The sequence below is a fragment of the Paraglaciecola sp. L3A3 genome (genome assembly GCF_009796765.1).
Classification (GTDB): domain Bacteria; phylum Pseudomonadota; class Gammaproteobacteria; order Enterobacterales; family Alteromonadaceae; genus Paraglaciecola.
Window position 1 is genome coordinate 909,541 of sequence record NZ_CP047023.1, and the last position, 12,455, is coordinate 921,995.

Consider the following 12,455-nt stretch of genomic DNA (forward strand, 5'->3'; position numbering starts at 1 on the left):
CACGCTACTCAATCCGATAGCGCATCAAGCGGACTTACCACCCTATGAAGCAATTTCGTCGCGACTTGCGTATACGTGACGGTCGTTTCCAGTTGGTTATGTCCTAGCAGCACTTGGATAACTCTAATATCCACATTCGCTTCTAATAAGTGCGTCGCGAAACTGTGCCGAAGCGTGTGCATCGATACACATTTTTCGATACCGGCAGCTTCTGCTGCGGCTTTGCACCCTCGGCTAAGTTGTCTTGTGGATAGGTGGTTAACGGGTTGCTGTCCGGGGAAGAGCCATCCGCCATTTAACATCAAGCGCTTGGCGTGTGCATAACGCCACCACTCTCTTAGCTGGTCTAACAGCACTGGCGATAAGATGGCATTGCGATCTTTTTTACCCTTCCCTTGCTCTACGCGTATCAGCATACGCTTACTGTCGATATCAGAGACTTTTAGTTTCACCACCTCACCAATGCGTAAACCTGCACCATAAGCCACAGACAGTGCAGCACGATACTTAACACTGGTGGTTGCCATCATCAATTGTTTAACTTCTTCAACACTTAACACGTTCGGTAGCTTGCGTGGCTCAGGTACTGAACTCGTTTTACTGAGTACCTCAGGGCGTTTTAGTGCTTTACAATATAGGAACCTCAAACCTTGCAAAGTCGCATTGATAGTAATGTTAGACGTGCCGGTTTCCGCTAGCATTAACTGAAATTTCCTAAGCTCTTCAGCAGTAGCTTCTTCTGGCGAACGCTTCAAAAATGCAGCTAACTTCTTTACACTTCTGATGTATTGAGCTTGAGTTTTTGGGCTTAGCTTGCGCATGGTCATTTCTTCTATCATGCGCTGACGAAGGGGACTTACTGTTTCATTCTGTTGTGACATGAGATCACTCCTAATCTGAATTCAGGGCAAAATTACCCTTTATTCAGGTTAGGTGCGGATCACAAACTTTGGGAATACTGACAATCTCGAAGTGGGAGTCCTACCGCGCTAGCGGTTTAGTCCTTCTTGGGCAAAGCAGTCGTTCGACTGAGGTAGCTCGAATGACCGTTGATCGCTCAAACCCGCCTGTCAGCCTTGGTCGAAACCAAACTTCGAAACGAAGTTTAAAAGCTAGCTACATTTGGCATTTTTTTTAAAACTGTTTTTTGCTCTACTCTGCCTCACGCTGCTAAGTCTGCGTTTCCCCTCTGTGTAGCGAAGCCTCTGTGATCATCTTTTGATTTTAACATTCCATTGCTTTTCTCTGTGCAACTCTGTGACAAATTCTTTTGCTTTAATCTTTTTCTATTTACTAGCATCTATCTCCTAGCTACAGCTTTTTCCCCTTGGTTTTAATCTCAAAATCTAACTCTTGGGCAGAAATCACTAAACCGTCTTGATCTTCACTGGGGAATACCGCTATGGCTACGTCGTCATCTTCAAGGCCTTGGGTCCACTTTGCATGCCATGTCTTTAGGTCTATGGCTTTAGGCTCGCAATCTGCCCATTCTCCAGTGGCCCATGCTTGTGCGTATGCTTCACTTGGCCAAACGGGTGCACAATCTTCGTCTTCAGTATTTAACATCACACAACCATCTTGGTCGGTTAATATCCAAACTTGTTGGTGTTGAATAATTTCTTTGACTAAATAATTTAGACGTTGTTCTGGTGTGTACTGAGCGATAGTGTTGGCATCGATTGAGTTTGACATATTATTTCCACAAAATAGAGAGCTGTAAGGATACGTTGAATAGAATAAAGCAAACTTAACATTTAGTCTTTAGTGATTATAAAAAGCACTTAACTTTATTCGCCGCTAAAATTGCTATGAATTAGCCCTATACAAGTGGCTGCTTAGCCGTCAAGATCATCGGGCTATTGATAAAAAACTGGAGTCACCATTGTCTGCTATAGAATTTTCCCCCGAACAAAAATTGGCATTAGTCACAAAATTACAAAAATATATGTCTAATGAGTTAGAAGTTGAACTTGGTCAATTTGATGCTGAGTTTCTGTTAGATTTTATTTCTAAAGAAATGGGCAATATCTACTATAATCAAGCGTTAACCGATGCCCAAAGTGTATTAACAGACAAGATGGATTTGCTAACTGATGCTATTTATCAGCTAGAGAAATATTAAGTGTTATCTTTGAGAGCGTTAAAACTAACCAAGGAAGGCTCCCCAAAATGATGCAAAATATTGATTATACTCAGTTATTACAAAGCCGTTTTGGCTTTGATTCGTTTCGCTCAGGCCAACAAGATGTGGTGCAAAGATTATTAAATCAACGTTCAACTTTAGCAATATTTCCTACCGGTTCTGGTAAGTCTTTATGTTATCAGTTTGTCGCTACTGAATTGCCCCATTTAACTTTAGTGGTCTCGCCATTATTGGCATTAATGAAAGATCAATTAGAGTTTTTACACAGTAAAGGCATTGCCGCTGCGAGTATCGATTCAACCTTATCACCTGAACAAAATAAACAAGTGATGCAGGATGTGCGTTCTGGTCAGTGTAAAATTTTAATGGTGTCGGTTGAACGCTTTAAAAACGAAAGATTTAGACAGTTTATTGAATCAGTACCTGTGTCTATGCTGGTGATTGACGAAGCCCATTGTATTTCTGAGTGGGGTCATAACTTTCGTCCCGATTATTTAAAACTGCCTGCCTATAAACAAGAGTTAAATATTCCATTAGTGTTGTTACTCACGGCGACCGCCACCAAAAAAGTCAAACAAGATATGGCTAGCCGTTTTGCCATTGCCCCAGAGGATATAGTACAAACAGGTTTTTATCGGTCAAACTTAAATTTACATGTACTGCCTGTTTTAGAAGCGCATAAAAACCAAGAGTTGTTGAATGTGTTGCAACAGCAGCAAGGAGCGGGGATTGTGTATGTAACCTTGCAACAAACGGCTGAACAAGTGGCTCGCTTTTTACAGCAAAGTGGTTGTATAGCTCAAGCTTATCATGCGGGGTTAGACACTGATGTACGGCAGAATATTCAAAATGATTTTATGCAGCAGAAACTACAAATTGTGGTGGCAACCATCGCCTTTGGTATGGGCATAGACAAATCAGATATTCGGTTTGTGGTGCATTATGATTTACCTAAGTCCATCGAAAATTACAGTCAAGAAATTGGTCGAGGTGGGCGAGATGGTCAACCAGCAAATTGTACAGTTTTAGCTAATTTAGATGGTTTAGTGACCATAGAAAACTTTGTTTATGGTGACACTCCAGACCAACCCGCTATTCAACGAGTGATTGATGACATAGCGGCTCAAGGGGAAGACGCAGCAGCTAATGGTCAATTTCAATGGGAAATGCAAATTAACACTTTGTCGACCCTGAGTAATATTCGCCAATTACCTCTTAAAACGCTATTAGTACAATTAGAATTAGCCAAGGTTGTTCGCCCTTTATATGCCTACTTTGCTGAATTTAAGTATAAATTTGTTACAGACAAAGCTGTTATTTTGCAGCAATTTTCTGCTGAGCGAAGTGAGTTTTTAAATGCGGTGTTTACGCATACCTCGATGAAAAAAGTATGGGGTGTGGTCAACTTTGATGAGATCTATCAAAATTATGGCGCAGAGCGTGGCCGAGTGGTAGCTGCATTAGAATATTTACACGAGCACAATCATATCCAATTAGAATCTCGCTTGATCACTGAGGTATATGAGGTGAATAAAGCGGCCTTGTTAGCCAATGATTTAGTCATAAAGTTAGCTAGCTACTTTGCCGAAAATGAACAAAAAGAAGTAAAACGTATTGCGACTTTAGTGCGCTTTTTCGAATTAGATAAATGTTTGAATTTTAACTTATCGGCTTATTTTGATGATCAACAAGTGCCCGAACACTGCGGACATTGTAGTGTGTGTAAAGGGCATGTGGCCAAACTTGCATACTCTAAACCCATCGCTATACCCAATAAAACATTAGTGGCTGAGTCTATGGCCAATCTAAGCAAACATTTATCCGGTAAAACAGAAGTGGAGATAACCGAATCGATTTATTGCCGCTTTTTGACCGCCATGACCATGCCTTTATTTACTCGTTTAAAAGTCAGGCAGGTTACAGGATTTGGCAGTTGTGAACATGCTAGGTATGCAGACGTAAAACACTTAGTTACAGAAGTCTGCAGAGAAAGTCACTTATAGAGCATTTAACCAGGTGCTTCTAAAAAGATCATTAAAAAAACATCTGGTTGTTTGTTCTATTCCAACCAGCTCAAAGCGGTCAGACGATAACTACTGACTGCTTTGGGCATCTTGTTGTTTAATGACTTTATGACCATCCTCAGATAAACCGTTTTTCCAATAACTACTAATGTAAATAAGCTCACGTGGAACTTGTTGATCATTTTGAAAGTATTTGCGCAATTCGCGCATATCATCGAATTCGCAAGCAGTCCAAACCGAAGCAACCCCTGTTAACCAAGGCAAAGATTTTACTTGAGCGGTAAGCGAATCTTCATTTTTTAACCAGATAACTTGTATATCTTGCGGAGCTGTAATTGGTTGAGTATCTTCTTGTGCAGTGACTTTTATCACAGCATAACCTTTCGCATCTGACGGTAACTGGCGAATTTTTGCGGAAAGGGCAGGTAGTGCTGTCATATCCGCGGCCATAAAGAACCAATCTGCATCTGTGTTAATTTCTTTAATGCTACCTGGGCCAGCAATATTAACCGTTTCACCTATTTGGGCTGACATGGCCCAACGGGTGGCAAAACCGCTTTGTAAGTCAGTACTGAGGTGGCGAACAAAATCTACCTCTATACTGCGATTTTCCGCTGAAAAACGTCTTACTGTATAAGTGCGCATGACGGGTCGTTCACCTGAGTTAAGTTGGCTTAAATCAGTTGTGCCTTCTTTATTGAATAGAAACTTTATATAGCTACCTTCACAATTGTTGGGGAAATTAACCAGTTCATCGCCTTTAAGCACTAAGCGTTGCATATTAGGTGTCACTTGTTGTGAATCAACAACTGTTAATTGCATGGGGGCTGGCTTTTTCATAGAGCTCTCCAATAGTTGAAATAAAGTATCTTATTATTTGGGGTAAGGATGACTTACCCCAAATGCTTTTAGTCTGCTAATTATTTAGTGTAACGTTTCATGTTCATAGTGGATGTATTAATTTTTGACATGAAAGTGTTGGCTGCTTTAGCCTGCATAAAACTATTCATTGAAGCATCTGCATCTTTTAACGTTTCCCAGTGCACTACTACCAACCATTCACCGTTTTCACCTTTAGCCGTTTCTCTGGATATAAAGCCAGGTTGTAGTTTGACATGTTCTTTTTCTACCGTTTTATCAATGGCAGCAAACTCCTGAAAAGTCACACCTTTATTTAGAGTGAAACTGGCTATTTCAATCACTTCTGCAAAGGCGAATATAGGCGTGGTTAATAATGCAATACTGAGTACTAGTTTATTCATTAATTTCATTTTCTTTTCCTAATTAAAAGTTAGCGCGAATGCCGATTGATAGTTCATTAGTGGCTAGATCATCGATCATAAAACCATCTGTAAATGAATCTTGACCTGTCATCACTTCACCTAAAGAGGTGTATTGGTATTCAGCATAAATGCCAGTGTTGTCGGTTATTTTGTAGTTAACGCCTAAACCTAAGTTCCAAGAAAACTCTGTTGAGTCGTCATCTGCGTAAGCATCGTAAAAACCATCGGCTGCGCCATCAAATGCATCAAAACCTGCTACACCCGCGCCACCTAATTTAGCGGAATAACTGTTGTCTGCTATACCTAAACCCGCCTTAATATAAGGAGTGAATGCCGAGTTATTTACAAAGTCATAAAAGGCTTCAATGGTCAGTGTAGTGCTTTCTATTTCACCATCTAATATATATTCTTCACCTTCACGCTCGCCTGTTCCAAACTGTTGTTGGTCGAAACTACTTTCGCGATAACCTAAACGAGCTTCTACACGAAATTGTTGGTTAATGACATAACCTACACCTATGCTGCCCACTATGCCGTTTCCTGCATCAAATTCAGCTGGGAAGTCTGGATCTACAGCAATATTATTACCGTAAGCTTGTGAGTCATTAATTTGCTGACTGGCACCCAATTGAGCTGTGCCATAAAAACCTTCTGCTTGCACTATTGATGGTGCAGTCAAAGTAAGTGCAATGCTAATAGCTAATGTGTGTTTGATGCTTTTCATTATTTATCCTGTTGTGTTTGTTAAGTTCAGGAGGATCTTAGTACTTACTTATTGTATTGAATATATGCAATAATATGATTTTATAATTCTGAATATCAGAACAATGATAAACCACTTAAGACACATGGCTGTTTTTGCTAGGGTTGTAGATGAAGGATCTTTTCGCAGAGCAGCTAAATCTTTGGGATTAGCGCCTTCAAGAACCAGTCAAACAGTGGCTGATCTTGAGCAATATTTAGGCGTGACCTTGTTATACAGATCAACCCGCAAGTTGGTACTGACTAACGAAGGTAGCAAGTTTTATACTCACGCCTTAGAAATGTTAAGAAATGCCGAAGCGGGTTTAAATGAATTAAATGCATTGTCACAACAGCACATTGGGACGTTACGTATATCGCTTCCGGCGTTTCTCACCTCTTCGTTGATTTCCACTGCTATTGCTGAATTTGCTAAACAATACCCTAAAGTGTCTCTATCTTTGACCTTCACCGATCACATAGTGGATATTTTGAATGAAGGTATAGACATGAGTATCCGAGTGGGTTGGTTGCAAGACAGTACTATGATGGCCCGTAAGCTTTATGACGGTAGACGTTTGCTAGTAGCGAGTAAAGAATATGCAGCCACGCGAACTACACCCACGCACCCCACAGATTTATTAAGCTGGGATTGGATCCGTTTTGATATTCGCACTAATTCGGTACAATTTGAATCAGCCACTGGCGAAAAAGTGTCTATTACAGAAAATACTCGTTTTAGTGTGAATAGTGCTGACGCTTTGGCGAGCTTTGCCAAAAAACATGTGGGTTTAGCTTATTTACCAGAGCATATTGTAGCCGAGGATATCAAAACCGGTGATTTAGTCCATGTGTTACCAGATTGGAAGCTAAAACCCTTAGGGTATTATGCAGTGTGGCCAAATAAATCACGAAGAGAAAACTTGACCTTACTTTTGGTGAGGTTTTTGGCGGAGCGATGTTAAACACATCTTGTGGTTTTTCATTAGAGAAAATGAGGTGAGTTTAATTTAGAAAGTTAAATTTATTATTTTATCTGACAAAAAAAACGACTCAGTAGAGTCGTTTTTTTGTTTGATTAGCTTGTGACTAATTTATGATGCTTGTTGCCACTTAGGACGACTGTTTTCAAAGTCAGTAATTTTGTCATTTAACTCTAAAGTTTGGCCAATTGCATCTAAGCCTTTTAATAGGTTGTTTTTATGCTGTTCAGCAATATCAAAACTAAAGCTTAAATCACCAGTTGTCACTGTTTGTTGTTGTAAATTAACAGTGATTTCTGTTGCCGGATTAGCTTCAACTAAAGCAAATAACTGATCCATTTGTTCGCTTGTCAGTTGTACTGGCAACAATTGGTTGTTAATGCAGTTACCGTAAAATATGTCGGCAAAACTGGTGGCGATTAATAATGTAAAGCCATAATCAGCTAACGACCAAGGGGCGTGTTCACGACTTGAACCACAACCAAAGTTTTCTCGTATCAATAAAATACTGGCACCTTGATGTTCAGGTTTGTTTAACGCAAATTCTGGATTTAACACTTGCTCGTGTTCATCTAGGTAGCGCCAATCGTGAAACAAATGTTTACCGTAACCAGAACGGGTTACTGCCGTTAAAAACTGTTTTGGGATGATTTGGTCTGTGTCTACGTTAGCCTGATTCAAAGGCGCAGCAGTACCTGTGTGTACGTCTATTCCAGCAGGAGATGTTGTAGTTGTCATAAGTCTATCCTTTTGGTTGACAGTCTTGAACGTTAGGTTGATAGTCACGTACGTCAGCAAAGTGACCAGCTAATGCAGCAGCTGCTGCCATGGCTGGGCTAACTAAATGTGTACGTGCGCCCCGGCCTTGACGGCCTTCAAAGTTACGGTTACTGGTAGAAGCACAACGATCGCCATTTTGTAAAATGTCGTCATTCATACCTAAACACATTGAACAGCCAGGTAAACGCCATTCAAAACCTGCTTCGATAAATATTTTATCTAGCTGTTCTTCTTCCGCTTGTTTTTTCACTGCCACAGAACCAGGCACCACTATAGCTGTCACACCACTAGCAACTTTACCTTGTTTAGCAATGGCAGCAGCAGCACGCATATCTTCAATACGGCCATTGGTACAAGAGCCAATAAATACATTATTAACACTTAAATCAGATAATTTTTGACCTGGGGTTAAGTCCATATATTTAAGAGCTTTAATCGCTGAGTCACGGTCGATAGGGTCGCTAAAATCAGCCACTGCAGGTACTGGTGTGTTGACGCCAATAACTTGTCCAGGGTTTGTGCCCCAAGTCACTTGTGGGGTGATGTCTGCGGCATTTAATTCAATCACTGAATCAAATTGTGCACCTTCATCGGAAACTAAACTTTTCCAGTAAGTGACAGCTTGTGTCCAGTCGTCACCTTTAGGCGCATATTCGCGACCTTCAAGGTAATCAAAGGTTGTTTGGTCAGGCGCAATTAATCCAGCTTTGGCGCCAGCTTCAATACTCATGTTACACACAGTCATACGCTCTTCCATGCTCAAGGCTGAAATTGCTGCACCACTATATTCAATGACAAAACCTGTGGCACCGGCGTGACCAATTTTACCAATAATGGCCAAAATAACGTCTTTAGCAGTAATGCCAATAGGTAAGTCGCCGTTCACCTTAACTAACATGCTTTTAGCTTTTGTTTGTTTAAGGGTTTGGGTGGCAAATACATGTTCAACTTGCGAAGTACCAATACCAAAGGCTAAAGCACCAAATGCACCGTGAGTAGCTGTATGTGAATCACCACATACCACTGTCATGCCCGGTTGAATAAGGCCTAATTCAGGGCCCATTACATGCACAATACCTTGCTTTTGGTGACCCACTGGAAAAAGCGAAATACCATGCTTTTCACAGTTGTCTGCAAGAGTTTGTAGTTGTAATTTGTTGGTTGGGCCACAGGCGTCAATGGCTAAAGAGCGAGTTGAAATACTGTGATCCATAGTAGCGAAAGTACGCTGAGGGCAACGCACCTTACGATTTTTTTCATCAAGACCAGCAAAAGCTTGAGGAGAAGTCACCTCATGTATTAAGTGGCGATCGATGTAAATGAGTCCTTCACTGCCAACTGCAGACGAAGTGCTTTTGTCTATAACATGGTCTTGCCATATTTTGTCGTATAAGGTTGTCGCCATTATGCGTACTCTTTTAGTTAATCTGTTGTTTACCTAGCGAGAGGTATTACTCTCTCGCTTAGGTTTAAATCTAAGCTGTAGCGCTAAATTTCTATTTAATTAATAGTCACTTAGGCAATTAATGCGGCAATATAGTCGCCAACTTGGCTAGTACTTTTAGCTTGGTCTCGGTTTTCAGGGGTTAATAATTCGCCTGTTAGGATCCCGTCACTTAAGGTTTTTGTCACAGCTGCATCAATTGCATCTGCGGCAGCCACTTCGTTCAAACTAAAACGAAGAAGCATAGACAAAGATAATATTTGAGCGATTGGATTAGCAATGCCTTTACCTGCGATATCTGGCGCTGAACCACCCGCCGGTTCGTACATGCCATATCCATCACTATTGATGCTGGCAGAAGGTAAAAGACCCATGGAGCCCGTGATCATGGCACATTCGTCAGAAATAATGTCACCAAATAGGTTAGAACATAACATTACGTCGTACTGACTTGGATCTCGAATAAGTTGCATAGTCGCATTATCAATATAGATATGTTCAAGCTCTACTTCAGGATAATCTTTGGCTACTTCTTCTGTGACTTCACGCCATAAACGGCTACAAACCAAAACGTTAGCTTTATCCACAGAGGTCACTTTTTTGCCACGCTTACGAGCGGCTTCAAATGCTGTGATAGCAATACGGCGAATTTCTCTACGGCTATAACGCATAGTATCAAAAGCAAATTCTTCTTCGCCTTCGCCTTCTAAGCCTTTTGGCTGACCAAAATAAATACCACTGGTTAATTCACGGATCACTAACACATCAAAACCGCTAGCGGCAATATCAGCTCGTAAAGGTGAGAAGTTTTCAAGGCCTTTGTAAATTTTAGCAGGACGCAAGTTACTGAATAAATCAAAATGTCCACGTAAAGCTAATAAAGCTGCACGCTCAGGTCTTTGCTCTAGTGGTAAGCTGTCCCATTTGGGGCCTCCAATCGAACCAAATAAAATAGCGTTAGCCTCTTCACAACCTTTTAATGTGGCTGGAGGCAGTGCTTGGCCATGATTATCGATGGCTATACCACCTACGTCATAGTCATTTAGCTCAAAGCTAATGTCGAACTTTTTACTTACTGCGGCTAATACTTTTTTGGCTTCAACCATGACTTCTGGACCGATGCCATCGCCTGCTAATACTGCTAACTTGTAGTCAGACATTGTTCTTTATACCCCTGAAATTTTAACGTTTTGTTTTTTCTGCTGATCAATCTGGTCAGCTAAATGTGTATTATTGAGTACGTAGATAAGGGCTTTTACCCCAGATTCAACTATGTCGGTGGCCAAACCAATACCGTTGAAACGTCGACCGTTGTACTCAGCCACTACTGATACTTGGGCCAGAGCGTTGGCTCCTTCACCTTTTGAGTCGAGTTTAAAGTCGACAATATCTACATTTTCGTGACCTAATACCTTAGTAATTGCATTATATGCAGCATCTACTGGGCCATTACCTATTGCTGATTCAGTGATTTCGATACCGCCCACTTTCATACAAACTGTGGCGCTTGGAATGATCTGTTTACCCGAATTAGCTTGTAAATATTCAAGCTGGTAGTGTTGTTCTTCTTGTTCTTGTTGACTGAAAAATAATAAAGCTTCTAAATCGTAATCAAATACTTGGCCTTTTTTGTCGGCTAGTTTAACAAATGATTCGTAGACAGTTTCTAAGTCGAAATCAGATTCTTTATAGCCTAACTCAAGTAAACGATGTTTGATCACATGGCGACCAGAACGAGAAGTTAGGTTTAAGTTGTTTTTATTGATGCCAACACTTTCTGGTGTCATGATTTCGTAAGTGTTTTGCCCTTTTAAAACACCATCTTGGTGAATACCTGAAGAGTGACTAAAGGCGTTGGAACCAACTATAGCTTTGTTAGCCTGAACTGGCATATTACATAAGTTACTGACTAACTTAGAAGTACGAGATATTTCTTGGCTCTTGATATTGGTTTTTAAGCCTAATCTTGCTTCGCGAGTTTGCAAAATCATCGCAATTTCTTCTAATGAACAGTTACCTGCACGTTCGCCTAAACCATTGATAGTGGCTTCTACTTGACGAGCTCCTTGTTCAACAGCGGCTAAAGAATTAGCTACAGCTAAACCTAAATCGTTATGACAATGTACAGAAATAACGGCTTTGTCTATGTTCGGTACACGGTTAAATAGATTTTGAATTATGCCACCAAACTCAGTAGGTGTGGTGTAACCCACAGTATCTGGAATATTGACTGTGGTGGCACCGGCAGTGATAGCGGCTTCGACCATACGACACAAATAATCGATATGAGTACGGCCAGCATCTTCACAAGAAAACTCTACATCGTCTGTATATTTACGTGCGTGTTGTACCGCTTTTACTGCCATTTCAACCACTTCGTCTTGAGACTTACGTAGTTTAGTATTCACATGAATATCAGAAGTAGCGATAAAAGTATGAATTCGGAATTGTTCTGCCACGCGTAAAGACTCGCCACAAGCATCAATGTCTTTTGCTAGTGCACGAGACAAACCGCAAACAGTGGCATTTTTGATTTCGCGGGCAATCGCTTGGACCGATTGAAAATCACCCGGTGATGAAACCGGAAAACCTGCTTCAATAATATCTACACCTAAACGTTCTAGTGCCAGAGCAATTTTCAGTTTCTCTTTTACGCTTAAACTGGCCGGTAACGCTTGTTCGCCATCCCGCAAGGTGGTATCAAATATCTTAACTTGGTTAGACATACCTTCTCCTTAATTTGCTCTGTTGTTTGATAGTGTGATAAATGAAAAAAAACATATAAAAAAACCCGTGCTGAGCACGGGTTCTGTAAATGCGTTACGCTTGCTTACAACTTACCCGTGCAGTCTTGCTGCCAGCAGGAGTGATAAAGTAAAAAAAGCGTATTTCATGATTTAAATTCTTTAAAAAGTATACTTACAATTTATAAGTGTATTTGTATCGCGGAAGAGGCTTTAGGTCAACCAGAGATTGACTTAAAGCATATAACTTAAAAGTATAAATTCAAATTTTTGTCGGTTGGTTATCGGCTTATGGGATCTAATAGCAAAGATT

At 40.7% G+C, this 12,455-nt stretch carries 12 protein-coding genes; 3 read left to right on the forward strand and 9 right to left on the reverse strand.

Translation table 11 applies throughout. The features are described 5' to 3' along the window. Positions 1-8: 8 nt before the first annotated feature. Together GQR87_RS03840 and GQR87_RS03845 are read right to left on the reverse strand one after the other, a co-directional pair. Positions 9-881, reverse strand: a complete 873-nt coding sequence (locus GQR87_RS03840) for a site-specific integrase (protein WP_158966717.1) — start codon at positions 879-881, stop codon at positions 9-11. Positions 882-1,311: 430 nt separating this feature from the next. Further along, positions 1,312-1,692 carry a DUF2750 domain-containing protein gene (locus GQR87_RS03845; RefSeq protein ID WP_158966719.1) on the reverse strand — a complete coding sequence of 127 codons (381 nt, stop codon included), beginning with the start codon at positions 1,690-1,692 and terminating at the stop codon, positions 1,312-1,314. A gap of 190 nt (positions 1,693-1,882) precedes the next feature. Here GQR87_RS03845 and GQR87_RS03850 point away from each other — a divergent pair, with 190 nt between their 5' ends. Continuing rightward, positions 1,883-2,122 (forward strand): DUF2164 domain-containing protein, encoded by a 240-nt coding sequence (locus tag GQR87_RS03850; RefSeq protein WP_158966721.1) that lies wholly within the window; start codon positions 1,883-1,885, stop codon positions 2,120-2,122. 47 nt (positions 2,123-2,169) lie between these two features. After that, positions 2,170-4,146 (forward strand): ATP-dependent DNA helicase RecQ, encoded by a 1,977-nt coding sequence (locus GQR87_RS03855; protein WP_158966723.1) that lies wholly within the window; start codon positions 2,170-2,172, stop codon positions 4,144-4,146. A 90-nt stretch (positions 4,147-4,236) separates the two neighbouring features. On the opposite strand, the gene GQR87_RS03860 is transcribed toward GQR87_RS03855, so the two are convergent. From GQR87_RS03860 to GQR87_RS03870, 3 genes are all read right to left on the reverse strand, one after another. Beyond that, complete coding sequence (locus GQR87_RS03860; protein WP_158966725.1) at positions 4,237-5,007, reverse strand: siderophore-interacting protein; 771 nt, start codon at positions 5,005-5,007, stop codon at positions 4,237-4,239. 80 nt (positions 5,008-5,087) lie between these two features. Further along, positions 5,088-5,438, reverse strand: coding sequence for an antibiotic biosynthesis monooxygenase (locus GQR87_RS03865; RefSeq protein WP_158966727.1), 351 nt, complete (start codon positions 5,436-5,438; stop codon positions 5,088-5,090). A gap of 13 nt (positions 5,439-5,451) precedes the next feature. Further along, the gene (locus tag GQR87_RS03870) at positions 5,452-6,174 is read right to left on the reverse strand and encodes an outer membrane protein (protein ID WP_158966729.1); all 723 of its coding nucleotides are present in this window, start codon (positions 6,172-6,174) and stop codon (positions 5,452-5,454) included. Positions 6,175-6,277: 103 nt separating this feature from the next. On the opposite strand from GQR87_RS03870, the gene GQR87_RS03875 reads away from it, so the two are divergent. Continuing rightward, entirely contained in the window at positions 6,278-7,156 is an 879-nt protein-coding gene (locus GQR87_RS03875; protein WP_158966731.1) for a LysR family transcriptional regulator, read from the forward strand. Positions 7,157-7,285: 129 nt separating this feature from the next. Here the strand turns inward: GQR87_RS03875 and leuD are convergent, their stop codons facing one another. The 4 genes from leuD to leuA all read right to left on the reverse strand — a co-directional run bounded on the left by leuD (position 7,286) and on the right by leuA (position 12,124). Beyond that, entirely contained in the window at positions 7,286-7,912 is a 627-nt protein-coding gene (gene leuD, locus GQR87_RS03880) for a 3-isopropylmalate dehydratase small subunit (RefSeq protein ID WP_158966733.1), read from the reverse strand. A 4-nt stretch (positions 7,913-7,916) separates the two neighbouring features. After that, positions 7,917-9,359, reverse strand: coding sequence for a 3-isopropylmalate dehydratase large subunit (gene leuC / locus GQR87_RS03885; protein ID WP_158966735.1), 1,443 nt, complete (start codon positions 9,357-9,359; stop codon positions 7,917-7,919). A 110-nt stretch (positions 9,360-9,469) separates the two neighbouring features. Next, a complete protein-coding gene (leuB, locus tag GQR87_RS03890) occupies positions 9,470-10,558 on the reverse strand; it encodes a 3-isopropylmalate dehydrogenase (RefSeq protein WP_158966737.1) in 1,089 nt (362 codons plus the stop codon). 6 nt (positions 10,559-10,564) lie between these two features. Continuing rightward, a complete protein-coding gene (gene leuA, locus GQR87_RS03895; RefSeq protein ID WP_158966739.1) occupies positions 10,565-12,124 on the reverse strand; it encodes a 2-isopropylmalate synthase in 1,560 nt (519 codons plus the stop codon). Between the last annotated feature and the right edge of the window lie 331 nt (positions 12,125-12,455).